Origin of the sequence: Streptomyces triticisoli (genome assembly GCF_003270085.1) — a bacterium.
GTDB lineage: Bacteria > Actinomycetota > Actinomycetes > Streptomycetales > Streptomycetaceae > Streptomyces > Streptomyces triticisoli.
Genome location: NZ_QFDQ01000097.1, coordinates 1 through 24,528 on the forward strand (window position 1 = coordinate 1; position 24,528 = coordinate 24,528).

Below are 24,528 nucleotides of genomic sequence, written 5' to 3' on the forward strand. Positions count from 1 at the left end.
GCCCGGGGCCCGCCGCGCGGACCTCGGCGATCGCGCGGGCGTACGCCTCGGGGCCGCCGTGCACGCGGCGGGCGGCGGCGGGCGGCGGCAGGTTCTCGATGGCCGGGCAGGAGGCGTAGAGCACGGGCAGGCCACAGGCCAGCGCCTCCACGGCCGCCAGGCCGAACGCCTCCTCCGTGGACGGGGACGCGAGCAGGTCCATCGCACAGGTGAGCGAGGGCAGGTCGGGGCCGGAGGAGCCGTCGGGGAGGTAGGGACATTCGCCGGTGAACAGGACACGCCCGGCCACACCGGCCTCGTGGGCGGTACGGCGCAGGGTCTGCTCCTCGGGGCCGCCGCCCACCAGCAGCAGCCGGCAGTCGTCCGGAAGCCGGGCGAGCGCGTGGACGAGGACGTCGAACCGCTTGCCCGGGGTGAGCCGGCCGACCCCGCCGACGACGTACGCGTCCTCGGGCAGGCCGAAGCGCCTGCGGGTGTCCTCGCGCCGCCGGCGGTCGAAGCGGAAACGGTCCAGGTCGATGCCGTTCGGGATGACCTCGATACGGGGCGCGGGCACGCCCCAGTGCTTCAGGCGGTCGGCCACCGTCGGGGAGACGGCGACCGTCGCCGAGCCCAGGCGCTCACTGGCGAGGTACAGCGCGCGCACCCCCGCCGTCAGCCGGCGGCCCTCCATCTGCGAGTCGCCCAGGGAGTGCTCGGTGGCGACGACTGAGCGGACCCCGGCGAGACGGGCGGCGAGCCGGCCGTACACGCAGGCCCGGTACAGGTGTGTGTGCACCAGGTCGTAGCCGCCGGCGCGGATCAGCCGGACCAGGCGCGGCAGCGCGGTCAGGTCGCGGTTGCCGCCCATGCCCAGGTGCGTCACGCGGACGCCGTCGGCGGCCAGGCCCTCGGCGACCGTGCCGGGGTTGGTGAGCGTCACCACGTCGCAGTCGACGGGCAGGTGACGCAGCAGCAGACGCAGCTGCTGCTCCGCCCCGCCGACGCCGAGGCCGGTGATGATGTGCAGGACCTTCATGTCACAGTCCCTCCACCGGACGCCGCCGCAGCCGGTGCAGCCGGTGCTTGAGGTACAGGCGCCAGGAGGTGTCGTTCTGGCCGACGTGCACCCGCGGCAGGGCGTGCGGGCCGGTGAGCGGGCCGGGGTCGATGGCGCAGGCGTAGGCGTATCCCGCCTCCCGTACGGCGTCGACGGCGCGGGCGTCGATGGTGCCGTACGGGTAGCAGAAGCCGTCGACGCGGACGCCGGTCAGCTCCTCCAGCAGCGCGCGGCTCTCGACGAGCTCGGTCTTCAGGGTGAGGTCGTCCGCCTTGGTCAGGTCGACGTGGGTCAGGCCGTGCGAGCCGATCTCCATGCCCTCGGCGGCCGCGCGCCGGATGCCGTCCGCGGTCAGCAGCGGCTTGCGCGGGCCGAGCGGGTCCCAGGCGTTGTCGCCGCCGAGCCGTCCGGGCAGGGCGAACAGGGTGGCGCGGCAGCCCCAGCGGCGCAGCAGCGGCAGGGCGTCGGTGACGAAGTCGGCGTACCCGTCGTCGAAGGTGAGCCCGACCAGGTCCCGCCCCTCGCCCCGGGAGTGGGCGGCCAGCAGTTCGGCGACGGACACGCCCCGCAGCCCGCGCCGGCGCAGCCAGGCCAGCTGCAGGCCGAGCCGCTCGGGTGTGACCGTGATGCGGTACGGGTCGTCGGAGCAGTCGCCCACCGAGTGGTACATCGCCACCCACGGCAGCGGACCGGGGCGCGGGACGGAGAACCTGCCGGTGACGGGGAGGTCACCGGTGCCGGCGGAATCAACGGAAGCGACCATGTGTGAGCCTTCGTGTGACGGTGCGTACGGAGCGGAGTGCGGAGGCGCAGCCCTGGTCACCCAGGGCCCAGGTGAGCGGGAGGAAGACGGCGATCACGGTCAGGCAGCCGGCCGTCAGGCCCGCCGCAGGGGAGTCCGGCCGGCTCGCGACGAACGCCCCGGCGACGGTGGCGACGATCGCGGCGCGCACGGGCCTGCTCAGCTCGGCCAGCACCCGCCGGACACGGATCGAGAGGCTGTGGGGCTCGCTCTGCCGGCCCGCGCGCAGACCGGCGAGCAGCAGCGCGGCCGTGACGGTGATGCCGAGGGCGTTGGCGGCGGCGATGCCCGCCACGCCCCAGGGGGCCACGGCCGCGGCGCCGGCCCAGGACGTCACGGCGATGCCGGCGGTCATCGCGCCGACCGGGTACCAGCTGGGCCGGCCCGCCGAGAAGTAGCCGCGCACCAGGGCGCCCACCAGGGTCTGGCCCAGCAGCCCGAGGGCGTACACCCGCATGACGGCCGCCGTGGCGGCGGTGTCGTCCGCGGTGAACGCGCCGCGCTGGAAGAGCAGTTCGGTGATCTGCGGGGCACAGGCGATCACCGTGCACATGCCCAGCAGGACCAGGCAGGAGGCCAGTGCCAGATCCCGCTCCACCCGGCTGCGGGCCCGTTCGGTGTCGCCCTCCGCCAGCGCCCGGGAGACCACCGGGAAGGTGACGGTGCACAGCATCAGCGACAGCGTCATCGGGATCTGGGCGACCTTCTGCGCGTAGTTCAGGTGCGAGATGGCCCCGGCGGGCAGGGTGGAGGCGAGGAAGCGTTCGACGAGGACCTGCGACTGCCGGCACAGGGCGAACAGGAGGACGGCGGCGACCAGGGCGACCTGCACCGGCCGCGGCTCGATGTCCTCGCCGGCCGGACGGGGCGCCGGCCTGCGCGACGTCAGCTGCCGCCACAGCGAGGGGACCTGCACCGCCACCATCAGAAGGCCGCCCGCCGCGACCCCGACCGCCGCGGAGCGCACGCCCCAGCGCGCGCCGAACAGGAACATCGCGGCGACGATGCCGGTGTTGTAGGCGACGTAGATCGCCGCGGGCGCGAAGAAGCGGCGGTGCGCGCGCAGGGCGGCGCTGCAGTACCCGGCGAGCCCGAAGGACAGCACGCAGGTCGCGGTGAGCCGGGTGCAGTCGGCGGCGAGGTGGGGGTCGGGCAGGCCGGGTGCCAGGGCCCGCACCAGGTAGGGAGCCCCGCCGGCGACCAGCGCGGCCACCGCGGCCAGGGCCAGGCACAGCCGGGGCAGGGTGGAGGACACCAGGGCGCGGACCGGGTCGCCGGCGGCGCCCCGGGAGCGGCGGGCCAGCGCCAGGCTGAACGCCGGGATCAGCACCAGCGCCAGCCCGTCCTCGATGAGCAGCGTGGCGGCGAACTCCGGCACCGTCCACGCCACCAGGAAGGCGTCCGTGTCGCTGCCCGCGCCGAACAGCCGCGCCAGCGCCTGGTCGCGCACCAGGCCGAGCAGGGAGCCGGCGATCGACAGCGACGCCGTGACGAGCGTGGCCCGGGCGAGGAACTTCCGGGACGCCGAGGTCGCCTCGGAGCCCTCCACGGCCGTGGCGGCGGAACGCGCCGGGGGCACGGTCGTCGCGCCGCCGGTCGCGGGTCCGGGGGTGTGCGAAGGCTTCACCGTCATCGCGCCACGGCCTCCTCGACCCGCTCGGGCACCGCACCCCGTGGCACGGCGTCCTCGCGCTCACCGCCGGCCAGCGCCCACCACGCCACCAGCCCCAGGGCCATGCCGGTCAGCACGGTCGAGGGGCCGCCGATGTCCCCGTAGACGAAGTCGGTCAGCATCCACAGCAGCAGTCCGCAGGCGACGAGCGCGCAGGCGGGCACCGGTCCGCGCTCGCGCGTGCGCCACAGCCTGCGCAGCGCGCACACCAGCAGCGCCAGCCAGCTCCCGGCGAGCCCGAGCAGCCCGATCAGGCCCTGCTCGCTCAGCACCAGCAGATACATGTTGTGCGGTGACAGCAGCGGCTGCCGCTGGTACTCCGCCCCGGCGCCCGCGATCTCGGAGCCCGACGACAGCGCCAGGCCGGCGTGCCCGTCGCGGTACTCGGGAAAGGCCTTCAGACCGACGCCGGTCAGCGGGTGCTCGCGCCAGATGCCGGTGGCGGACGCCCACAGGGTGTACCGGTCGACCACGGAGGAGTCGGGGGCGTCGGCGACCCGCGCGATGGAGTCGATCCGCTCCTGCAGCAGCGCCGTACCGACACCGAACCCGCCCACCAGGACCACCCCCGCCGCGGCGAGGACCGCGACCGCCTTCAGCGCGCGCCGCACCCCGGCCAGCACCAGCTGCACCGCGCACGTCAGGGCGGTCGCGATCCAGGCGCCCCGGCTGAAGGACAGCGCGAGCGGCAGCAGCAGGAGCAGCGCGCAGCCGGCGGCGGCCGCCCGCTGACGCACCGGCACCCGGCCCAGCGCGATGCCGACCGCGCACACCAGGCCGAGCGCGACCGCCGTCGCCATGCCCATCACGTCGTGCGCCCCGAAGGTGCCGACCGCCCGGATCTCCTCGCCCTGGTAGGAGGCGCCGGTCCCGGTGACGTACTGGTACACGCCGAGGGCCCCCTGCCACAGCGCGAGCCCCACGAACGACCAGGCCAGCAGCCGGAAGTCGGCCCGGTCGCGGAGCAGCAGCAGCACCGCCGCCGGGACCAGTACGAAGATCTGCAGATAGCGGCCGAGGCCGTCGAACCCGGCCGCCGTCGAGGTGGCCCCCATGGCGGCGAGCGCGAGCCCCACCACCGGCAGGCCCAGCACCACGGCCGCCACGGGGGACAGCGGACGCCGCCGGTCGCGCACCAGACGGACCAGGCAGTACACCACCATCAGCCCGGAGACCACGTCGGCGGGCCCCGCGCCGGCCGGGGCCGGTGGCAGGGCCAGCAGGACGACCACGGCCACCGCGGGCAGGACCGGCGTCAGCGCGGCGGTCCGGCGCCAGGGCGCTGTCAGGGCGAGGCTCACGTCGCTCAGCTCCCCGTGGGACGTACCAACGCGGCCGCCGTGCGCAACAGGATGCAGACGTCCTGCCACAGCGACCAGTCGTCGATGTAGGCGTTGTCGAACCGGCTGCGGTCCTCGATCGAGGTGTCGCCGCGCAGCCCGTGGATCTGGGCGAGGCCGGTGAGCCCGACCCGCATCCGGTGACGGGTCGCGTAACCGGGGTAGGTCTGGCTGAACTGCGCGACGAAGTACGGCCGTTCGGGCCGCGGTCCGACCAGGCTCATGTCGCCCCGCAGCACGTTCCACAGCTGGAGCAGCTCGTCCAGCGAGGTGCGCCGCAGCATCCGGCAGAACCGGCGCATCTCGTTCTCGTTCGCCACGCTCCACCGGGTCGCCGACTCGTGCTCGTCGACCGGGCGGTGGGTACGGAACTTCAGCAGCGTGAATGGCTTTCCGTTCTTGCCGATGCGCTCCTGACGGAACACCACACCCGGCCCGTCACTGATCCGCAGCACCGCCGCACACACCAGCAGCAGCGGGCTGACCAGCAGCAACAGCGTTCCCGACACCAGGATGTCGAGCATCCGCCTGCCCACGCCCTCGCGGCGCGCCGGGGACAGGTCCAGACGCCGGCAGGGGAACCCGGCCAGCCGCTCCCTCGACGCGTACGACGGGCAGTGCGGGTCGACCTCCCACACCACGCACCCCGACGCGGCCAACGACCGCAGCAGCGGCTCCTGTTCGGCGCGCCCCGAGGGGTGGACGGCCAGCACCGCCCGCACCCCGTTCTGGATGACCGCGCGCATGACCTCCTCGGCGGTCGTCAGCACCGGCAGACCCTCGGAGCCGTCCGGCTGGTCGGCGACGATCCCCACCGGCCGCACACCGCACCGGGGGTGACGCAGCACGGCGGCGGCCACGCGCTGCGCGGTCGCCACGGGGCCGATCAGGAGCGCCGTGTGCGGATGGCGCAGCAGCGCGGCGCGTCGGCGCATGTACACGACGCCGCGCAGCGCGCAGCCCGCCGCCGCCTGCAGGGCGAGGCCCGTCAGCACGGTGCGCAGGGACAGGGGGTGCTCCGGCCGGTACGCCGCCACCAGCGCCGCGAGCGCCAGCCAGGCCACCGTGACACGGCCCCATACGGCGGGCAGTTCCTCCAGCAGCGCCGGTACCGGCGGTCTGCCGGCGCGCGGGCGCAGCAGCAGCGACGCCACGACGAGCAGGGCGACGACCAGCGGGTGGCGTTCGGCCCCGGACAGCGCCAGGACGCCCAGCAGGGCGGCGACACCGTCCGCGACGAGCAGCGGCACCGGCGAGGCCGACCGTGCCGGAGGCCGTGCGGCGGGGAACGGGAAACCGGTGGCGGTGCCGCGCGGCGGCATGACCGAGACCGGTGAGGACGGGTGGTCGTGTGGGGGTACGCCGGGTGAGGGGACGGTGGATTCCGCGGTCACGAGTGCTTCGACTCCCTGTGCTCGGTGGGCTGGACACGCTGTGCCGCCTGGTTCACCCCGGCGTCACAGCCTGGGTCGAGCGGCCGACCGTGCTCGCAGCCCCGAACGAAGCGGGCGCCCGGCTCGCTGATCGGACTCCCGTCTTGTTCGGGGCTCTCGGCGCCGCGAGCCCTCGCGCGCCCGGCCGCTGTGGACAGAGCCGCCCTTTCGGCGGCGGGCCATGGGCCGAGCAGGTCGCGGTAGACGTCCGCGACCGCCTCGGCGGTGTGCCGCACGTCGTGGGTGGCCAGCACGTGCCGGCGGGCCTCGGCGCCGAGCGACGCGCAAAGTTGCGGGTCGAGCAGCAGTTTCACGACTGCTCCGGCCAGCTCCGCCGGGGCCTCAGGCGGGACCAGGCACCGGTCGGAGAAGAAGGGCGGCAGGCTCTCGCGGGCACCGTCGACGTCCGTGACCACCACGGGCCGCCCGCAGGCCATGGCCTCCAGCGGCGCCAGCGCCATGCCCTCCCAGCGGGACGGCAGGACCACGAGGTCGGCGGCCTGGTACCAGGGGCAGGCGTCGGGGACCGCTCCTACGAACAGCACGGACCGCGGGGCCTGTTCGCGCAGCCGGCCGTCGTCCGGCCCGTCGCCGACCAGGGCGAGACGGGCGCCGGGCACCTCGCGCACGACGGCGTCCCAGGCCCGCAGCAGCACGTCCTGCCCCTTCTGCCGGCACAGCCGCCCCACGCAGACCACGAGCGGGGCGGCCGGGCCGAGGCCGGCGAGCGGCGCGAGCCCGGCCCGCGCGGTGGTGGTGTCGGCCGGGTGGAAACGCTCGGGGTCGATGCCGTTGGGTACGACGGTGAACCGGGCGTCGATCCCGGCGCGCACGCCGGTGACGCGTTCCGCCTCGCTGACGCACACCACCCGTGCGGCCCAGCGCGCCCCCCACCGCTCCCACCGGAGCGCGAGGGCCGCGGTGGTCCCGCCGACCGCCTCGAACGACCAGGCGTGCGGCTGGAAGACCGTCGGAATCCGCCCGCGCACCGCGAGCCGCCCGGCGAGCCCGGCCTTCGCGCTGTGCGCGTGCACCAGATCGGGCCGCACCTCGTCGATCAGCCGCGACAGGTGCCGTACCTCCCGCACCAGCGACGGGCCCGGCGACCGCGTCGCCTGCCAGTGACGTACGTCCGCGCCGAGCGCCCGCAGCCGCTCGGTGAGCGCGCTGTCGGGGCAGGCCGCGGTCACGTCCAGACCGGCCGCCGACTGGGCGCGGACCAGGTCCGTGACGACGCGGGCGACCCCGCCGTCCACGGGCTGGGTGAGGTGCAGGACCCGCGGCCGGGAGCCGGTGGGGGTCAGGTCCATGGGAGCGGTTTCCTCACTGACGAAGACACTTGGGACGGGGGGAGGGGAGGGGGAGGGCTACGCGGTCACTGCCGGGCGTCGATGGCGGCGAAGAGCACACCGGCCCACGCCGTGTCCCGCTGGGACCGCAGCCTGAACGTCGCCTCGTCACCGGCGCGTCGCAGGTGTCCGGCGAGCTCGAACACGTCGGAGTCGTAGCCGAGGGTGTGGGCGTACGCCGGCACACGCGCCGTGGGGGCGGTCCCGGGGTCACTGATGGTGGAGTTCAGGACGTCGTCCGCGGGATTGGCGGGGTTCGAGAGGTTGGTGGACCCGTTCTGATCGGCCGTCAGGGTGAAGGAGTCGCCGGTGGTGCCGCGGTCGCCGTTGTACGCCACCAGTCCGGCGACGCCTCCCGCGCCCGCCGGAAAGCGCAGGCCGCGCAGCCGCATCTGCTGTGCCCCGCGGGACTTCAGCGGGGCGAAGCCGTCCCAGAGCGCGAGGTTGCGCAGCGGCTCCGCCGGATTCTCGTACGCCACCACCAGCGTCCAGCCGCCCCAGGAGCCGGCCGCCGACTTCCCGGCCGCCACGTTGACCTGTGCCACGGTGTACAGGCCCGGACCGCTCTCCCGCACCTGCCTGGTCACGTCGGCAGAGGCCTGGAAGGCGTCGGCGCCGTCCGCCACGCGGTGTCCGACGACCGTGTCGGCGAGGAGTTCCTTGTACGCCCCGCCGGGTTCGGCGAACAGCACGCGCCCGTTGTCCTCCGGCGGCTTCTGTTCGCCCACGCGCAGGTTGCCGCCCCAGTACAGGCGCGCGTACGTCACCCGGGAGTCGGCCGGCAGACGGACCTCCGCACGGGAGGAGTTGTAGGTGTTCGGATCGTCGTCGACGTCGACGTAGAACATGTCGAAGTCGCCGTTCACCCCTCGCGCGCCCCTCTGCACGTCCTCGCACGAGGGTGCTCCCGGGGTGGTGCGGCAGGTGGCGGAGACGTTGGCCGCGCGCACGATGCCGCCGTGCTGGAGGGCGTGGTAGCGCCGGCCGAACGTGATGCCGGACGCCTCCGGTGCGGCCGGTGCGGCAGCCGGGGAGCCGCCGGGCACCCACAGCGCGGCAAGGGCGACGGTGCCCACCGTCGCACGGCGAAGCAGCGGACCCAGGGAATGGCGCATGACTGTCGTCGCCCTTTCGAAAAGCAGATGTCGGTGGCAGGCAGCGACATCTGTGCGATGCGCCTGCCTGGAGGGATCTGTCGGAAGGTGTGCAACAGTAGTCACCAACCAGAGGAAACCTGGCGAACTCCTACGAAAAGCGACAAATGTGTCGGAATCGTGAATGATCTTACTTTTCCAGGGGTCACCTCACTGGGGGCGCAACTCGGGCAGGTGCCGTGCGTTGACACGGAGCCGGGCATTTCGTCTCGGGCGTCAAGAAGCCAACTCCAAGGAGCGCCTCTCCACGTCGCGTGTCACCAAGGGCCTGGCCCTCACCTCCGCCGGCGGCCGCGTCAAGGGGCCGCCACCCACTCTCCGGGCGTGCTGTCGGGCAACGTCGTCCGGATCCCGATCCGCATCCCGGTCAACGTCTGCGGCAACACCAACCATGGGACCGGTCCGCTGAACCCGGCGCTCGGCAACACCTGCGTCAACTACTGACGTCCGCGCCGTCCTTCGACCCGGCCGCCCTCCCCGCCAGGAGGGCGGCCGCGGTGTCGTTCCCCCGGGCGGGTGCCGGTGCGGCCGGTCCGCGTCCGTCTCATGAGGCAGGATGGGCAACCGGGGGAAAGGGGGGAGGGCCAGAGGGGTGCATGACCGGTTGCGGGCGGCCAGGGGCGCTTCCACGGTGGGCTCAGGATCCGACGCCCATCGAAAGGAATCCCCATGCGTGTTCTGTCCGCACGGCGCATCGCGTCCGGTGCGCTGTGCGCCGCTCTCCTGGTCGGAATCGCGGGGCCCGTCGCCATGGCGGCCGCCCCGGCCCGCGAGCGCGGCCACGTGGCGTCGCCCGACGCGCCGCTTCCCAGCGCCGGCGCGCTGCGCGCGCAGGCCAGGGAACTCCAATCCGCCGGGAGCGGCCTCACCCCGGTCGCCGATCTGCTGAACGCCGCGCTCGAGGGGGACGGCGGCCGGCTGTCCGATGCCGAGGCCAGGAAGCTGGGCGACGCCGCCAAGCGCGCGCTGGCCAAGTCGCCCAAGGCATCCAAGGCATCCAAGGCATCCAGGACGGCCAAGGCTCCGGCAGCCTCGGCCGTGCCGAAGGCATCGCACGCGACGTCCGAGCGACGCGCCGCCGATGCCGCCGACGACACGCTGGAGGCCATGGAAAAGGACATCGACAGCCTGGTGGAGTCGATTGTCTCCGACGACGTCGACCAGGTGCTCGCGTACGTCGACGAGCTGCTGGCCCACGTGCACGACTTCGTCACCGCCGCGCTGACCGACAGCACCCTGCCGGAACCGTCCAGTACGCCGACCACGCCGGAAGCCGAGGTGTCGGCCACCACGCTCCCCGCGATCGACCTGCCACCGGAGGAGTGAGCGTCGCTCTCATACGAGAACTCGTATGAGAACTCGCGAATCTTCAGCGCCTTGGGTTTCCACCTCGGCCGGGGCTCGTTGGGCACGGCGACACAACCCCCTCCGGCGATCCGCGTCGCCGAAGAAAGGAACACGATGAAGTCCCTGAAGGCTGTTGCCGTCGTTGCCGGATCCCTGGTCGCCGCCGGTGCCGCCGCGCCCGCGTTCGCCGGCACCAGTGGCCCCCTGGACCTGAAGCCCCTGAAAACCGGGTCGGCCGACATGCTCAACACCGAGAGCAAGGACTCGGCGCTCCACACGGTGAAGGACACCACGAACACGCTGAACGACCACAAGGCGCTGCTCGGCGGTCTGCCGCTGAAGCACTGAGACCACGTCGTCAGTCGTACGGAGCCGGCCCTCGACGGACCACGGGGGTCGGCTCACGTCTTCCTCGCCCCGCCGCCGTGGGACGTGTGCGGCCCTGTTCATGGGGAGAGCCCCGGCACCTGGAGTGCGCCGGCGCTCCTTCATGGAGGCGGCGACGAACCGGACGCCGGTCGCCGTGGCCGCCCTGACTTGTGGTTGTGGTTTTCGCAGACGTTGCCGATGGCCGGGTTGAGGGTGCCGATCACCGTCACGGTGTTGTCGCACACGTGCACCGGGACCTGGACCACATTGCCGGACCCGACCCCGGGCGCGGCGCTGCTCGCCCCGCACCGGGTCGTCACCGAGCCCCGGGTGCCCGAGCGGCGCGCCGCCGACGTCACGGACGACGCGCTGGAGGCCGTGGAGAAGTCCGTCGACAGCCCGGTGCAGTCGATCACCTCCGGCTCCGACGGCATCGACCAGGTGCTGTCTTCGGTCACCGACCTGCTGACCGACGAGATCGACTTCACCACCACGCTGACCGACGGCGAGCTGTCGACGGCGACGCCGTCCGCCACGCCGGCACAGCCCGGTACGGCCGCATCGACGTCGGTGCCCGAGGTGCCGGCCGTTACGCTCCCCGCGATCACGCTGCCGGCGTCAGTGCCGCTGTCGGCCTCGTGAGCGGCATAGCGGCACACGGCATACGGCACGTCTCCCGCTCGCGGTGGTTGTAGTGCCGGCCTTCCGGGGCGGCACCACGACCGTTGCCGCTCCTCTCCTTCACCCGCTCCCTTCCGGCCCTGTTGCGTCCCGGGGCCCGGTTGTTCGGGGATCTCATATGAGGAGTCGCGATCTTCGGCGGCCCCGGTTTCCGCTCCGGCCGGAGCTCGTTGGGCACGGCGACACAACCCCCTCCGGCGATCCGCGTCGCCGAAGAAAGGAACACGATGAAGTCCCTGAAGGCTGCCGCCGTCGTTGCCGGGTCCCTGATCGCCGCCGGCGTCGGCGCGCCCGCGTTCGCCGCCCCCATCGCGCAGGGCGCGCCCGACGGCCAGAGTGCTCCAGTGGCCCAGAGCGCTCCGATGCCGCAGAGCGCTCCGATGATGCAGAGTGCTCCGGCGGTGCAGAGTGCTCCGATGGCCCAGAGTGCCCCGATGATGCAGAGTGCTCCGGCGGTGCAGAGTGCTCCGATGGCCCAGAGTGCTCCGATGCCGCAGAGCGCTCCGATGCCGCAGAGTGCTCCGGCGGTGCAGAGTGCTCCGATGGCCCAGAGTGCCCCGATGCCGCAGAGTGCCCCGGTGATGCAGAGTGCCCCGATGCCGCAGAGTGCCCCGATGGCCCAGAGCGCTCCGATGCCGCAGAGCGCTCCGATGATGCAGAGTGCTCCGGCGGTGCAGAGCGCCCCGATGGCCCAGAGTGCCCCGGAGGCCCAGCACGGCCCCGACCTGGCGACCAGCGACTTCAGCGGCGGCCTGACCACCAGGGTCCCCTTCGCCGTGAACGGCCGCAGCTCGCTGATCCCCACGGCGAGGGAGGCCGCGGCCGCGGTGAACGACATCAAGCCGGTGCGCGGCACCTTCGTGATGTAGGGCGGGGATTCACGCCGCACGGAGAAACGGCCCTCGGCAGAATCCGAGGGCCGTTTCTCCGTGCGCACGATCACTTCTCCGGCCGCGCGGCGTTCGGCGGTCATGGCCACGGACAACCGAACCGAACGAGGAGTGGAGCATGGTCGTCAGCAGCGGCGGAGCACCGGCGGGTGCCGAGAGGAAAGCCCCGAGCCCGATGCGTCCGGACCCGGCGGGCAGAACCCGGCGGGACACGGCGCGAGGTCTGCTCGCCTGCGCGTGTTCGCCGCCGCACCGGCCCCGGCGGTCGCCGCCTCCCGGCCCTCGCGCTCGGGTCCCGCACCCGAGGAGGCCCGTGGTGGCACCGCCTTCGACCAGACCTGCCGCGGCCGCCGCATTCGGGGCGTGCGAACTCCCGCCCGCGGCACGACCGAGGACGACCGGTGGGACGTCCCCGCCGACGGCCGCCCGCTGCACCTGATGCGCCACGCAGATGGCACCTGGCTGAGCATGGTCGACTGCGCGACCCGGCTCAGGGCCCGGCGGGCGCGGCACACCGTCACATGGGGGACCGCCATGGCGTACGTGTGCAAGGACACCGCCACGCTCACGAAGACCGAGCGGAACCGGTTCGTCAGGGCACTGCTGGAGTTCGAACGGCACGGCGAGTACGACGAGTTCGTGCAGATGTACATCGCGTACTTCTCCTCCGACGGCGATCGCGGACTGCACACCGCCCGCATGGCGCCCTCCTTCCTGCCCTGGCACCGCCGGTTCCTGTTCGACCTGGAGCGCGCGCTGCGCCGGGTGGACTCCTCGGTGACCGTGCCCTACTGGGACTGAACCCGCGACCGTACGACCACCTCCGTGCCCTGGACCGCCGACCTCCTCGGCGGCAACGGGCGCCGCTCCGACCGGCAGGTGATGACCGGCCCGTTCGCCTGTTCCGAGGGCGACTGGGTCATCAAGGAGGTTGTGACCGACGGGGAGTTCCTCACCAGGGACCTCGGCCGCAGCCGCGACCCGATCGACCTGCCCACGAAGGACGAGCTGGAGTCGGCCCTGAAGGACCCCGCCTACGACGTGGGGCCCTGTGACTTGAGGATGACCCGGGGCTTCCGCGACAAGCTGGGGACCGGGGCACCGGTAGGGGCGCCGCCTCCTGGCGCAACCACAACCGGGTGCACTGCTGGGTCGGCGGCGCCATGCTCGGCGCGGCCTCCGTCAACGACCCCGTCTTCTGGCTGCACCACGCCTTCGTCGACCTGCAGTGGTACCGCCGGCAGCGCCGGCACCGCTGGGCCGGCCGCCTCCCCGCGACACCACCGGGACCCGGCGACGGGCAGCACAACCGGATCGTGGCCCGGCACCAGAAACTGCCGCCGTGGGACGTGACTTCGGACGAACTGGAGGACGTCGGCCGGATCCACCGGTACGCATGAGCTGACGCACGTTCACACAGGGCAAGAGCCCCGGCGCTGGATCGCGTCGGGGCTCTTCGCCGGCTCGGCAGATGTCAGTTGTGGTGACCGTGCTTCTTGTGGTGGACGCCGTTCTTGCAGACGTTGCCGACGGCCGGATTGAGAAGGCCAACCACGTTGACGGTGTTGCCGCACACGTTGATCGGCGCGTGAATCGGTACCTGGACCACATTGCCGGACGCCAGACCGGACGAGCCGATGGCCGCGCCCTCGGCGACGGCCCCCGCCGCGGCGAGACCGGCCCCACTGAGGACGACAGCGCCCGTGCCGAGTGTGACGATCCCCGCCTTCGCGATGAGAGACATCATCTTCTCCTTGTGACTTGGTAAGGCGGCAGCATCAGGCGCCACCGCACTCCTTCCTCAACGCGACGATCCAGCGCCAGTTACGGCGTATGTCCTCATATCACCCCTGGGCAGGGGCTTCACCGGACGAGCGCGGCTCCTGCTCCTGGCCGCCCGTCGTCTGGCCGCCCGTCGTCACCGGGGTGCCGCCCCGTCCGGGCTGACTTCGTGTCAGAACATACTTTTTCAGGAAACATGCTCAATCGTGCGTTTCTCGTGGAGAGCGCGCGAAAGATCCCTTACATTGAGAGCCGTCGGTGACCAGAGCGTCACGGACGGTGTCAACACGAGAAACGGAGAGGTAATGCGCAAGTACCAGAGGGTCGCAGTCGTCGCGGCCATGCTCGGTAGCGTCAGCTTCCTCGGCGCGGGCGTCAGTCAGGCCGGCGAGGACCACGGGAAGATCAAGCTGGAGAACAAGCAGCACCAGATGTGCTCGGCGGACAAGTCGGGCAAGCACGGTTTCGGCCTGGTTGACCGCAACCACATCCCGGTGGGCGCCCTTGGTCTGCAGCACAACGACCACAGTGAGCACCGCTCCGTGGTCTGCACGCAGCTCTTCAACATCGGTCGCTGACCACCGATCGGCTGTTCCAGGCAGGCCCCGGGGTTCCGGTCGCATCGCTCCAACCCCGGGGCCCATTCTTTGGCTTCAGCGAGTGCTGGCGCCTCCGGCGGCCGGCGCGTGGCGGTGGATGTGGCTGCGCGGACCTGCCGCCCGATGTGTGCGGAGAAGTGCCGGGTGCTGCGATTTTTCGAATCTCAAGCCCCAGCGTTTCTCCCGTCAAAAGACGCAGGCATCACCTAGAGTCTGCAACTGTCAGTGACCGGTCCATTGCGGACTGTGTTGACACGAGAAACGGAGAGGTAATGCGCAAGTACCAGAGGGCGGCAGTGGTCGTGGCGATGCTCGGCAGCGTCAGCTTCCTCGGCGCGGGCGTCAGCCAGGCTGACGACGACGGGAAGTTCAAGCTGGAGAACAAGCAGAACCAGTCGTGCTCGGCGGACGAGTCGAACATGACGGGCGCCAGCGTGCTCGGCCACAACCACATCCCGGTGAACCTCCTTGGCCTGCAGCTCAACGACCACAGCAAGCGTACGTCGGTGACCTGCACCCAGCTCTTCACCATCGGTCGCTGATCGCCGATCAGCTGATCTGAGCAGGCCCCGGGACTCGGACCAGGCGTCCGAGTCCCGGGGCCTGTCGTTTGGCCTTGGCCTCCCCGCGTCGGCCGGGCGCCGGGCGCACGCATAAAAACATCAGATTGTACCGCTATGGCGAAATCGTTCCCTTGAGTGTTTCGTTTACCGAATGCCGCAAAGGTCCCCTACAGTTGCCAACTGTCGGTTGTTGGCTCGTTACGAGCTGTGTCAACTCAAGAAGGAGAAGTCATGCGCAAGTACCAGAGGGCAGCTGTCGCCGCGGCCATGCTCGGCGGTGTCAGCTTCCTGGGCGCTGGCGTCGGCCACGCTGCGGACGGTGACGCGAGGGCGGCCGACCTCAAGCAGAACCAGACGTGCTCAGCGAACAGGACGACCTGGGGGCTCATCAACATCGACCGCCTCAACCTCGCCATCAACATCCTGGGCCTGCAGACCAACGACCAGAGCCAGCGCACCTCGGTGAACTGCACGCAGGCTGTCCCCGTCGGCAGGTGATCACTCGCCGGGTGATCCAGACAGCCCTTGAGTCCCGACCGGTGCCGAGTCCCGGCAACGGGGGCCGACTGTAAAGGAAAAGACAGATGCTCAACTCGAAGAAGATCGCGGCGGCGGCAGTGGGCGTCCTGGGGGGCTTCGCCCTCATCGGCGCCGGTGCCGTTCAGTCCTTCGCCGGCGACAACGCCGGCAAGTGCACCGACGACGGCATGGGCAACCGGCGCTGCGTGCAGGTGAGCGAGTACCAGGTCACCACCGACAAGCGCGGGAACATCACCGTCATCAACCATTCCACGCAGAGCTGCCCCGCTGTGAGCGGTCAGATCGCGTGTGTCAGCGGCGCGTCCGTCCCCGGCAAGCAGTCCTGACTGCCACCGAAGCAGTCGCGGAGCCCGGGTCCACCTCGGTACCCGTCGCGTAAACCCGGCCCCGCGGACGGAAATGGCCGGGACCCATCATCGGGTCCCGGCCATTTGACTTATGCGCTCAGTGGCGCCGCGGCGCGGGAACGGAGTCCGCGCACAGCGATTCGACGACGTTGCAGTACGGCAGGTCGTCGATGGGGCGGTCGGTGCAGAAACGGCCGATCAGATCGGCGGCCTCCTGCATGCGTTCGACGGTGACCAGGTGGTCGGCTTCCTTGATCGTCGTGAACCGTGCCGAGGGCATCGCCGCGGCGACCTCGCGGCCCATCTGCGGGGTGCACAGGGTGTCGTACTCCCCGGTGAACACCAGGGACGGCACGTCCGGTACGGGCAGGGGCTCGTAACAACCGTGCGTGGTCAGCCTGGTGTTGTGCTCGAGCGCCTTACTGAGCTCGTCCGGCGTCTGGTTCATGAACTGCCGGTGCAGCAGGCGTGTCACGGCCGCGTGCCTACGGACCTGGCCGGCGCCGGGGTTCGACATGAACATCCGCACCAACCCGTCGGCGGCCTGCGCGATCTCGCCGCGTTCCAGCGCGCGCGACAGGCGTGGTACGGCGTCGACGTAGATCCCGGGGAGACGCTTGGCGGCGCCGCAGAAGACGATGCGGCTGACGAAATCGGGATACAGCTGCGCGAAGCGGAGAGCGACGACTTCGCCGAAGCAGCCGCCGAAGAGGTTCACCCGCGGCGCCTCGATCTCCACCAGCATGTGCCGGACCGCGGCGGCGAGGAAGTCGATGCCGTAGTGCGCGGGTAGGAAGTCCGAAGAACCGTAACCGGGAAGATCCACGGTGATCAGCGTGCACAGCGGAGCCAGCCACTTCTCGTGCCCCTGCCATGAGTATCTGTTCTGGGAAGAGCCGCCGAGCAGTACCAACGGATCGGTGCGGGGGGAGGGTTGGGGGACGATGCGGCACTCGTACGCGAAACCCTCGAAGACGAGGCTCCGTTCCTCGGCAGTGGTGACGGCAGTGCGCATGGATGACTCCGGGAAAGAGGGAATAGTGGCGAACCATCCCATGATTACCAGAAGTTCTACCAAACGGGCGTAACCACGCATCTGTGGGCGATCCTGAGGAGATTCCGTGGATCGCGCGGCTCCCGGAGAACGGCCGTCACGGTGCTTCTCCCGGATCTTGTCCGCGGCGAAGTCCAGGTCCTCGATGGCCAGGGCCAGGCCGTGGCGGGCGGCCCGGTGCAGCAGATGGATCAGGGCATGGCGGACCTGGGCGTCGGGGTGCCGTGCGGTGCCGGTCAGCTGATGGTCGAAGCGGTGGGGTTCGCCGGCGGGGTTGCCGTGCTCGTCCAGGAGCCAGGAGCCAGGAGCCAGGCGCCAGGCGGCCAGGGGGTCGGCGTTCATGTCCACCCCGGCCAGCCCGCCCGCACGGACGGCCTCCAGTAGCACCGTCCGGGCCGGCGGGTTCTGCCAGGAGGCGGTCGCGTACCAGCGGTTGCGGCCCGTGTCGTAGTGGAGGCGGTGGGCCACTGCACGGCCGGCGGCGACGCGGTCGGCCCACTGCCCGCCCCGGTGGCGAAAGGCGACGCGGCAGGTGAGCACGTACCGGCCGTGGGGCGCGTTGGCCGGCGGCGCCGGAAGCCGGATGCTCACCTCACCGTCGGGGCTGATGCGGATGGTCTCGTTGCCGAACCGCTTGCCCGACTCGCCGTCGGCCTGCGGGAACCACCGCCCGGCCTGCCACCGCAGCCGCCACTGTGCCTCTCACGGGCGTACGGCAAGCCGGATGCGTTGCTTCTGGTGCAACGCCGTTGAAAATCGTGGGGCCGCGGCCGGGTGACTGTCCCCCCTGTCGATCGCCCCGAATGCCGACCGGGCAGCAGGGCGCAAAATGGAGAAGTGCTCGCACAGATCCGCCGATCCGCGAACCGGCGGCCCCGGGAGGACGACGGGGAAGGCGCGAGGCCGACGCCGCCCGTGGGTTGGCTGCGGTCCCTGTTCGGGGTGCGCAGTGTCGCCGGGCAGGTGTTCCTGCTGCAGGTGCTGGTGGTGGTGCTGGTCATCGTCGTGGCGCTGGTGGCCCTCGTGCTCCAGGCCCGGCGGGACAGCACGACCGAGGCCCGGCAGCGGTCCCTGGACGTCGCCGAGACGCTGGCGTACGCCCCTGGGACGCTGAGGGCCATGACCGGCCCCCACCCCACCGCGGAGCTGCAGCCCCTGGCCGAGAAGGTCATGAAGGGGACGGGTGTCGACCTTGTCGTCGTGTACTCCAAGGACGGGATCCGCTACACCCATCCCGATCCGGCCCTCATCGGCAAACACGTCCCCGGCTCCGGCATACCGCCGTCTTCACCCACGACGCGGACGCGCGAGACCACCCAGGGGCGCACGGTGGTCTCGTACGCCCCCGTCACCCGGGCCGACGGCACGGCCGTCGGCACGGTGGCGGTCGGTATCACGGTGCAGAAGGTGACGGGCACGGCGGCCCGGCAGCTTCCGCTGCTGCTGGGGGCGGGGGCCGGGGTGCTGGCGGTATCCGCGGGCGGCACGGCGCTGGTGAGCCGGCGGCTGCTGCGCCAGACCCACGGGCTGGGGCCGGTGGAGATGACGCGGATGTACGACCACCACGACGCGGTGCTGCACGCGGTGCGCGAGGGGGTGCTGATCGTCGGCGGTGACGGGCGGCTGCTGCTGGCCAACGACGAGGCCCGCCAGCTGCTGGGCCTGCCCCCAGACGTGGAGGGGCGCAGCATCGCCGGCCTGCCGCTGGCGACGGGCCTGGCCGGGCTGCTGACCTCGCAGCGCGCGGCCAGCGACGAGGTGCACCTGAGCGCCGACCGGCTGCTGGCGGTCAACAAGCGGCCCACCGCCCCCTACGGCGGCCAGGCCCGCAGTTCGGTGGTGACGCTGCGGGACACCACCGAGCTGCGGGCGCTGACGGGGCGGGCGGAGGTGGCGCGCGAGCGGCTGAAACTCCTCTACGACGCCGGGGTGGGCATCGGCACCACCCTGGAGGTGACCCGCACCGCGCAGGAGCTGGCGGATGTGGCGGTTCCGCGCTTCGCCGACCGTGTCACCGTGGAGCTGGCCGAGGGGGTCCTGCGCGGCGAGGAACTGGCCGGAGCGGGGACGGCCCTGCGTCGTGCGGCGGTGAGCGGCACCGGCGCGGGCCGGCCGCTGATACCGGTGGGTGAGCTGATCCGCTTCGCTCCCGGCTCGCCCCAGGCACGGTGCCTGGAAGGCGGCCGGGCGGTGCTCGAGGCGGACCTGAACGCCGCGCACGCATGGCAGTCCGCGGACCCCGAGCACGCCCGGCGCGTCCTGGAGCAGGGCATTCATTCCCTGATCGCGGTGCCGCTGCGGGCCCGCGGCACCGTGCTGGGCACGGTGGACTTCTGGCGTACCCGGCCCACGGAGCCGTTCGGCGCGGAGGACGTGCCGTTCGCCGAGGAGCTGGCCGCCCGCGCCGCGGTGGCGCTGGACAACGCCCGCCGCTACACCCGCGAGCACACCATGGCCGTCGCCCTGCAGCGCAGCCTGCTCCCACGCGCCCTGCCCCAGCAGGACGCCCTTGAGGTGGCCTACCGCTACCTGCCGGCCCGCGCCGGGGTGGGCGGGGACTGGTTCGACGTCATCGAACTGTCCGGGGCCCGGGTGGCCCTGGTCGTCGGCGACGTGGTCGGCCACGGCCTGCACGCCGCGGCCACCATGGGCCGGCTGCGCACCGCCGTGCACAACTTCTCCACCCTGGATCTGTCCCCCGAGGAGCTGCTGACCCGCCTGGACGACCTGGTGGCCCGCCTGGACCAGGAACGCACCGCCGAGGGCGGCCAGGAGGGCCTGACCGGCGCCACCTGCCTGTACGTCATCTACGACCCGACCTCCGGCGTCTGCTCGCTGGCCCGGGCCGGCCACCCGCCGCCCGCCCTGGTCCGCCCCGACGGCACCGTCACCCTCCCCGACCTGCCCGCCGGCCCGCCCCTGGGCGTGGGCGGCCTGCCCTTCGAGTGCACCGAGCTGCACCTGCCCGAAAACAGCCGCCTGGTCCTGTACACCGACGGACTCGTCGAGGACCGCCACCGCGACCTCGACACCGGCCTGGACCTGCTACGCGCCGCACTCGCCCACCCCGACCGCACCCCCGAACAGACCTGCCGGGCCGTCCTGCAGGCCCTGCCCCCCGACCACGCCGGCGACGACATCGCCCTGCTGGTCGCCCGCACCCGCCTCCTGGGCCCCGACCAGGTCGCCCACTGGGACCTGCCCCCCGACCCCGCCGCCGTCGCCCGCCTGCGCGCCGCCGCCACCGCCCGGCTGGAAACCTGGAACCTGGCCGACGCCGCCTTCGCCACCGAACTCATCCTCAGCGAACTGGCCACCAACGCCATCCGCTACGGCAGCGCCCCCCGCCACGTCCGTCTCATCCGCGACCGCCACCTGATCTGCGAGGTCGCCGACGGCAGCAGCACCTCCCCCCACCTGCGTCACGCCGCCACCACCGACGAGGGCGGCCGCGGCCTGTTCCTCGTCGCCCGCTACGCCCAGCGCTGGGGCACCCGCTACACCCCCACCGGCAAAGTCATCTGGACCGAACAGCCCCTGCACGGCGGCGGCCCGGAGGCGGAACCCGGCGGCACCGCCGACGACCCGCTCGCCCAGTGGGCCGACGTCACCCTGTGACACCGGCCCCGGCCCGGCACGGACTCTGAAGGGACGGTGGATTCACTCGGCCGGACGGGTGAGTTGTCCGCGGTTTTCCGGTTGCTCCACAAGGCCGGACGGGCCCCGTTGCTCTGCGGGGCCGGATGCGCCCGGTCCGACCGGCGGGGAATTCGCCATTCCGGCGGAGAGTCGCGTGGCGCCCCCGGCAGGACTCGAACCTGCGGCCAAGCGCTTAGAAGGCGCCTGCTCTATCCACTGAGCTACGGGGGCCTGGTGTGGTGGCCTCTGTCCTGGTGCCCGGGTGCGGGCTGATCCCTGACGTCGCCGGGGACAAGGATAGGGCTCCCGGATCCATGTCCCTGCCGCTTCGCCTCCGTGGCTCAATGTGGAGGTTCAGTGAAGCGGTCCTGATAATCGCAGGCAGGTACGAATCGTGCATCGCTTTTGACGTCCGGCGCACCTGGTGTTGTGCACTCGTTATGCCTGGAGCCTGCCCGCGTCCCAGTCATCCTTTCCGTCCCTTGTGTTCCGTCGGCGCGCGTACATGCTCATATGCTTCAGAATTCCCCTAAAATTGGGCATTCTTCGCATGTGGTGACCTTGGACGTACGGCCTCAACTGCTCGACACACTTTCCGCCCTGCGCGACCGTGTCGCCGCCGCACGCTTCCCGCTGCCCCTGGAAGGGGCTCCACGCGCGCGTGCCAACCGTGACGAGTTGCTCGCCCAGCTCGACGACTACTTGGTGCCCCGGCTCAGAGAGCCCCAGGCGCCGCTGCTGGCGGTCGTCGGAGGATCCACGGGCGCCGGAAAGTCCACCCTGGTCAACTCCCTTGTCGGACGGCGGGTCAGCGAGGCCGGCGTGCTGCGGCCGACCACCCGCACCCCGGTACTGGTCTGCCATCCGGAGGACCACCACTGGTTCAGCGGCATGCGCGTCCTGCCCCACCTCACGCGCGTGTGGATGCCCCGGGACGAACCCGGCCCCGCGGACGGCGCGCTGACGCACGGGCGCGACTCCTCGCGGACCCTGCGCGTGGAGACCGTCGAGACCCTGCCGCCCGGTCTCGCCCTGCTCGACGCGCCCGACGTCGACTCCCTGATCGCCGACAACCGCGTCCTCGCCGCCGAGCTGATCTGCGCCGCCGACATCTGGGTCATGGTCACCACCGCCGCCCGGTACGCCGACGCCGTCCCCTGGCACCTGCTGCGCACCGCCAAGGAGTACGACGCCACGCTCGTGACCGTCCTCGACCGGGTGCCGCACCAGGTCGTCTCCGAGGTCTCCCGCCAGTACGGAGCGCTGCTCACCAAGGCCGGGCTCGGCCACGTACCGCGGTTCACCGTGCCGGAGCTGCCCGAGTCCGCCTGGGGCGGCGGCCTGCTGCCCGCCACCGCCGTCGCCCAGCTGCGCACCTGGCTGGTCCACCAGGCCCAGGACCCCGCCGCCCGGCAGTACGCCATGGCCCGTACGGCCCACGGCCTGCTCGACTCGCTGAAGTCCCGGATGCCCGAGCTGGCCGGCGCCGCCGCCGCCCAGTACGCGGCCGCGCTGCGGCTCACCTCCGCCGTCGACAGCGCCTACGACAGCGAGTACGCACGCGTGCGCGGCCGACTGCAGTCCGGCGCCGTGCTCGCAGGGGACGCCCTGAAGCGGTGGCGCGCCTTCCCCCTGGACTGCTCCGCCGACGAACTGCTCGACGCGCTCGTGGAGAGCCTCGGCGCCCTGCTGCTGTGCGCGGTCACCGCCGCCGACGAGCGCATCGACGAGGCCTGGCGGCGCGAGCCGGCCGCCGCCGCCCCCGAACTCGCCGACCGCGACCCGGCGCCGGAGAGCGCCGAGCACCGTATCGGGCTGGCCGTACGGCGGTGGCGGCGCGAACTCGAGGAGTGGGCCGAGGACGAGGTGCGCGAGCTGGAGCGCAGCGTCGCGCCGGACCCGGAGGTCGTCGCCGCCCTGGCCGCCACCGGGCTGCTGGGGGGCCGCCGGGCGCGGTCCGCGGGCGAGGGGCTCGCCGAGCGGATCGGCGCGCACGGGGCGCTGCGACTGCGCGACCGCGCCGGACGGCTGCTCGCCGAGCTCCTGGACCGGGTGATGCACAGGGAGCGCGAGCGGCGCCTGGCCCCGCTCGACGCCCTCGAGGTGCACCCCGAGCCCCAGGCCGAACTGATCGCCGCGCTGTCCGTACTGCTGAAGGAGAGGTGACAGGTGACCGCCGTCACTGACCATGACCGAACGGAACACACGGAACACGCCGAGCAGACGGAGGGCGCCGTCGTCACCGAGGGCAACAGGCCGAGCGGGCAGGGGACAGGGGAGGACAGGATCGAGCACCTTCAGGCGGCCGAGGACATGCCGGAGCCCGGGAACCCCGGGAACCCCGGGAACCCCGGGACCCCCGGGAGCGCGGAGCAGCCGGGGAACCCCGGGAACTCCGAAAGCCCCGGGAGCGCGGAGAAGCCGGGGAGCGCCGAGGAACGCCGCCTCTCCGCTCCCGCGGCGGCGGAGCACGGCGGGACCACGCACACCGCCCTCGCCCGCACGCGCGTGCGGCACGACGACCGCCCCGCACGCGCGAGGGACGCCGGCACCACGGGCCGTACCGAATCCGACGGCGTCTGGGACGACGGGCTGATCGCGCGCCGCGTCACCGAGCCGGCCACCAACGGCGCCGCCCCCCTCCTGCCCGTCGAGCCCAGGCCCTCCAGACCGCTGCCGGTGCCCCCGCTGGCGTACGACCCACCGCTGCGGTCACGGCTCGACGCGCTGCGCGAACTGGTGGGCCTGTCCCGCACCCGGCTCCACAGCGACACCCTCGCCGAGGCGAGCCGCGTCCTCGACGAGGCGGCGGCGCGGCGCCGGCTCTCCGGACAGCACACCGTCGTCGCCATCGCGGGCGCCACCGGCAGCGGCAAGTCCCAGCTGTTCAACGCGCTCGCGGGGGTGGCCATCTCGGAGACCGGCGTACGCCGGCCGACCACCGCGGCGCCCATCGCGTGCAGCTGGAGCGACGGCGCGGCGAGCCTCATCGACCGCCTCGGCATCCCGGGGCGGCTGCGCAGACGCCCCCTGCAGGGCCCGGACCCCGACCCGCAGCTGCGCGGGCTGGTCCTGGTCGACCTGCCCGACCACGACTCCGCCGCCGTGCAGCACCGCGAGCACGTGGACCGCATCCTCGCGCTCGTCGACGCCGTCATCTGGGTCGTCGACCCGGAGAAGTACGCCGACGCCGTCCTCCACGAGCGCTATCTGCGGCCCATGGCCGGCCACGCGGAGGTCATGTTCATCGTCCTCAACCAGGTCGACCGGCTGCCCGGCGAGGCCGCCGACCAGGTCCTGGACGACCTGCGCCGGCTGCTCGACGAGGACGGGGTCGCGCTCGGCGAGTACGGGGAGCCGGGCGCGACCGTGCTCGCGGTGTCCGCGCTCACCGGGGACGGCGTCGGCGAACTGCGCGAGGCGCTCGGCCAGTTCGTGGCCGAACGCGGGGCCGCGGCACGGCGGATCTCGGCCGACGTGGACGCCGCGGCGGTGCGCCTGCGACCCGTGTACGCGACCCGGCGGGGCGCCGGGCTCAGCGAGGAGGCGCGCGAGGAGTTCGCGGCACGGCTCGCGGACGCGGTGGGCGCCACCGCGGCGGGCGAGGCGGCCGAACGGGCCTGGCTGCGCAACGCGGGCAAAGCGTGCGGCACGCCCTGGCTGCGGCTGTGGCGGTGGTGCCAGGACCTGCGCGAGCCGCCCACCGGCCGCTTGCAGCTGCGCACGCAGCCGGACGAGGAGGCCACCGCCCGGCAGCGCGTCGAACAGGCGGTGCGCACGGTGGCCGACCGTGCCTCGGCCGGCCTGCCCCCGGCGTGGGCGCAGGCGGTGCGCGAGGCCGCCGTACGCGGCGCCCAGGGGCTGCCCGAGGCGCTGGACGACCTGGCGGCGCGGACCGGGCTGCCCCCGGGGCGGCCGCCGCGCCCGG

Annotated in this window: 22 protein-coding genes, 1 tRNA gene and 2 pseudogenes; 14 read left to right on the forward strand and 11 right to left on the reverse strand. The window is 72.6% G+C overall.

Going from position 1 to position 24,528, the window contains the following annotated elements; all coding sequences use genetic code 11:
* The 7 genes from DEP02_RS16350 to DEP02_RS16380 form a co-directional block, all read right to left on the reverse strand.
* Positions 1-1,018, reverse strand: a 1,018-nt coding sequence (locus tag DEP02_RS16350; RefSeq protein WP_112468057.1) for a glycosyltransferase, incomplete at its 3' end; no start/stop codon positions are given.
* 1 nt (position 1,019) lies between these two features.
* On the reverse strand, positions 1,020-1,802 hold the full coding sequence (locus DEP02_RS16355; RefSeq protein ID WP_112468058.1) for a polysaccharide deacetylase family protein: 783 nt from the start codon (positions 1,800-1,802) through the stop codon (positions 1,020-1,022).
* Positions 1,786-3,474, reverse strand: a complete 1,689-nt coding sequence (locus DEP02_RS16360; protein ID WP_112468059.1) for a lipid II flippase MurJ — start codon at positions 3,472-3,474, stop codon at positions 1,786-1,788. Before DEP02_RS16360 ends, DEP02_RS16355 begins: the two co-directional genes overlap by 17 nt.
* Complete coding sequence (locus DEP02_RS16365) at positions 3,471-4,814, reverse strand: O-antigen ligase family protein (RefSeq protein ID WP_112468060.1); 1,344 nt, start codon at positions 4,812-4,814, stop codon at positions 3,471-3,473. Before DEP02_RS16365 ends, DEP02_RS16360 begins: the two co-directional genes overlap by 4 nt.
* 5 nt (positions 4,815-4,819) lie before the next feature.
* The gene (locus tag DEP02_RS16370; protein WP_112468061.1) at positions 4,820-6,247 is read right to left on the reverse strand and encodes an exopolysaccharide biosynthesis polyprenyl glycosylphosphotransferase; all 1,428 of its coding nucleotides are present in this window, start codon (positions 6,245-6,247) and stop codon (positions 4,820-4,822) included.
* Complete coding sequence (locus DEP02_RS16375; RefSeq protein WP_112468062.1) at positions 6,244-7,596, reverse strand: glycosyltransferase family 4 protein; 1,353 nt, start codon at positions 7,594-7,596, stop codon at positions 6,244-6,246. The genes DEP02_RS16370 and DEP02_RS16375 overlap by 4 nt, the downstream gene beginning before the upstream one ends.
* 65 nt (positions 7,597-7,661) lie before the next feature.
* On the reverse strand, positions 7,662-8,750 hold the full coding sequence (locus DEP02_RS16380; protein WP_112468063.1) for a DUF3344 domain-containing protein: 1,089 nt from the start codon (positions 8,748-8,750) through the stop codon (positions 7,662-7,664).
* A gap of 240 nt (positions 8,751-8,990) precedes the next feature.
* Between DEP02_RS16380 and DEP02_RS34755 the strand changes: the two genes are divergently transcribed.
* The 3 genes from DEP02_RS34755 (at position 8,991) to DEP02_RS16395 (ending at position 10,484) form a co-directional block, all read left to right on the forward strand.
* Positions 8,991-9,233, forward strand: coding sequence for a chaplin (locus tag DEP02_RS34755; protein WP_438947766.1), 243 nt, complete (start codon positions 8,991-8,993; stop codon positions 9,231-9,233).
* Between the two features lie 225 nt (positions 9,234-9,458).
* On the forward strand, positions 9,459-10,115 hold the full coding sequence (locus tag DEP02_RS16390; RefSeq protein WP_112468064.1) for a hypothetical protein: 657 nt from the start codon (positions 9,459-9,461) through the stop codon (positions 10,113-10,115).
* Positions 10,116-10,250: 135 nt separating this feature from the next.
* Complete coding sequence (locus DEP02_RS16395; protein ID WP_112468065.1) at positions 10,251-10,484, forward strand: hypothetical protein; 234 nt, start codon at positions 10,251-10,253, stop codon at positions 10,482-10,484.
* A 140-nt stretch (positions 10,485-10,624) separates the two neighbouring features.
* On the opposite strand, the gene DEP02_RS16400 is transcribed toward DEP02_RS16395, so the two are convergent.
* The gene (locus DEP02_RS16400) at positions 10,625-10,864 is read right to left on the reverse strand and encodes a chaplin (RefSeq protein WP_232839151.1); all 240 of its coding nucleotides are present in this window, start codon (positions 10,862-10,864) and stop codon (positions 10,625-10,627) included.
* Here DEP02_RS16400 and DEP02_RS34760 point away from each other — a divergent pair.
* From DEP02_RS34760 to DEP02_RS16420, 4 genes and pseudogenes are all read left to right on the forward strand, one after another.
* Positions 10,773-11,147, forward strand: coding sequence for a hypothetical protein (locus DEP02_RS34760; RefSeq protein ID WP_232839153.1), 375 nt, complete (start codon positions 10,773-10,775; stop codon positions 11,145-11,147). The genes DEP02_RS16400 and DEP02_RS34760 overlap by 92 nt on opposite strands.
* A gap of 266 nt (positions 11,148-11,413) precedes the next feature.
* Entirely contained in the window at positions 11,414-12,055 is a 642-nt protein-coding gene (locus tag DEP02_RS16410) for a hypothetical protein (RefSeq protein WP_112468068.1), read from the forward strand.
* 102 nt (positions 12,056-12,157) lie between these two features.
* A pseudogene (locus DEP02_RS16415) lies at positions 12,158-12,505 on the forward strand (hypothetical protein); the annotation flags it as partial.
* 105 nt (positions 12,506-12,610) lie between these two features.
* A pseudogene (locus tag DEP02_RS16420) lies at positions 12,611-13,476 on the forward strand (tyrosinase family protein).
* A gap of 74 nt (positions 13,477-13,550) precedes the next feature.
* Here the strand turns inward: DEP02_RS16420 and DEP02_RS16425 are convergent.
* Positions 13,551-13,820, reverse strand: coding sequence for a chaplin (locus tag DEP02_RS16425; protein WP_112468069.1), 270 nt, complete (start codon positions 13,818-13,820; stop codon positions 13,551-13,553).
* 343 nt (positions 13,821-14,163) lie between these two features.
* Here DEP02_RS16425 and DEP02_RS16430 point away from each other — a divergent pair, with 343 nt between their 5' ends.
* The 4 genes from DEP02_RS16430 (at position 14,164) to DEP02_RS16445 (ending at position 15,886) form a co-directional block, all read left to right on the forward strand.
* Positions 14,164-14,436: a hypothetical protein gene (locus DEP02_RS16430; RefSeq protein WP_112468070.1), complete on the forward strand. Its 273-nt coding sequence runs from the start codon at positions 14,164-14,166 to the stop codon at positions 14,434-14,436.
* A gap of 293 nt (positions 14,437-14,729) precedes the next feature.
* The gene (locus DEP02_RS16435; RefSeq protein WP_112468071.1) at positions 14,730-14,999 is read left to right on the forward strand and encodes a hypothetical protein; all 270 of its coding nucleotides are present in this window, start codon (positions 14,730-14,732) and stop codon (positions 14,997-14,999) included.
* A gap of 252 nt (positions 15,000-15,251) precedes the next feature.
* The gene (locus tag DEP02_RS16440; RefSeq protein ID WP_112468072.1) at positions 15,252-15,518 is read left to right on the forward strand and encodes a hypothetical protein; all 267 of its coding nucleotides are present in this window, start codon (positions 15,252-15,254) and stop codon (positions 15,516-15,518) included.
* 86 nt (positions 15,519-15,604) lie between these two features.
* Positions 15,605-15,886 carry a hypothetical protein gene (locus DEP02_RS16445; protein ID WP_112468073.1) on the forward strand — a complete coding sequence of 94 codons (282 nt, stop codon included), beginning with the start codon at positions 15,605-15,607 and terminating at the stop codon, positions 15,884-15,886.
* Between the two features lie 118 nt (positions 15,887-16,004).
* Here the strand turns inward: DEP02_RS16445 and DEP02_RS34765 are convergent, their stop codons facing one another.
* The gene (locus DEP02_RS34765; protein ID WP_232839152.1) at positions 16,005-17,552 is read right to left on the reverse strand and encodes an alpha/beta fold hydrolase; all 1,548 of its coding nucleotides are present in this window, start codon (positions 17,550-17,552) and stop codon (positions 16,005-16,007) included.
* A gap of 342 nt (positions 17,553-17,894) precedes the next feature.
* Here DEP02_RS34765 and DEP02_RS16460 point away from each other — a divergent pair, with 342 nt between their 5' ends.
* On the forward strand, positions 17,895-20,579 hold the full coding sequence (locus DEP02_RS16460; protein WP_112468083.1) for a SpoIIE family protein phosphatase: 2,685 nt from the start codon (positions 17,895-17,897) through the stop codon (positions 20,577-20,579).
* Positions 20,580-20,755: 176 nt separating this feature from the next.
* Here the strand turns inward: DEP02_RS16460 and DEP02_RS16465 are convergent.
* A tRNA-Arg gene (locus tag DEP02_RS16465) sits at positions 20,756-20,831 on the reverse strand.
* 321 nt (positions 20,832-21,152) lie between these two features.
* Between DEP02_RS16465 and DEP02_RS16470 the strand changes: the two genes are divergently transcribed.
* Together DEP02_RS16470 and DEP02_RS16475 are read left to right on the forward strand one after the other, a co-directional pair.
* Complete coding sequence (locus DEP02_RS16470) at positions 21,153-22,766, forward strand: dynamin family protein (RefSeq protein ID WP_112468075.1); 1,614 nt, start codon at positions 21,153-21,155, stop codon at positions 22,764-22,766.
* A 3-nt stretch (positions 22,767-22,769) separates the two neighbouring features.
* A partial coding sequence (locus tag DEP02_RS16475) for a YfjP family GTPase (protein ID WP_112468077.1) occupies positions 22,770-24,528 on the forward strand: 1,759 nt, incomplete at its 3' end.

Bases quoted from the DNA above. Each gene is read 5' to 3' on its own strand.
- DEP02_RS16435 (WP_112468071.1), top strand. From the start codon at position 14,730: ATGCGCAAGTACCAGAGGGCGGCAGTGGTCGTGGCGATGCTCGGCAGC.
- DEP02_RS16425 (WP_112468069.1), bottom strand. From the start codon at position 13,820: ATGTCTCTCATCGCGAAGGCGGGGATCGTCACACTCGGCACGGGCGCT.
- DEP02_RS16360 (WP_112468059.1), bottom strand. From the start codon at position 3,474: ATGACGGTGAAGCCTTCGCACACCCCCGGACCCGCGACCGGCGGCGCG.
- DEP02_RS16395 (WP_112468065.1), top strand. From the start codon at position 10,251: ATGAAGTCCCTGAAGGCTGTTGCCGTCGTTGCCGGATCCCTGGTCGCC.
- DEP02_RS16445 (WP_112468073.1), top strand. From the start codon at position 15,605: ATGCTCAACTCGAAGAAGATCGCGGCGGCGGCAGTGGGCGTCCTGGGG.
- DEP02_RS16430 (WP_112468070.1), top strand. From the start codon at position 14,164: ATGCGCAAGTACCAGAGGGTCGCAGTCGTCGCGGCCATGCTCGGTAGC.
- DEP02_RS16410 (WP_112468068.1), top strand. From the start codon at position 11,414: ATGAAGTCCCTGAAGGCTGCCGCCGTCGTTGCCGGGTCCCTGATCGCC.
- DEP02_RS16375 (WP_112468062.1), bottom strand. From the start codon at position 7,596: ATGGACCTGACCCCCACCGGCTCCCGGCCGCGGGTCCTGCACCTCACC.
- DEP02_RS16440 (WP_112468072.1), top strand. From the start codon at position 15,252: ATGCGCAAGTACCAGAGGGCAGCTGTCGCCGCGGCCATGCTCGGCGGT.
- DEP02_RS16390 (WP_112468064.1), top strand. From the start codon at position 9,459: ATGCGTGTTCTGTCCGCACGGCGCATCGCGTCCGGTGCGCTGTGCGCC.
- DEP02_RS16380 (WP_112468063.1), bottom strand. From the start codon at position 8,750: ATGCGCCATTCCCTGGGTCCGCTGCTTCGCCGTGCGACGGTGGGCACC.
- DEP02_RS16355 (WP_112468058.1), bottom strand. From the start codon at position 1,802: ATGGTCGCTTCCGTTGATTCCGCCGGCACCGGTGACCTCCCCGTCACC.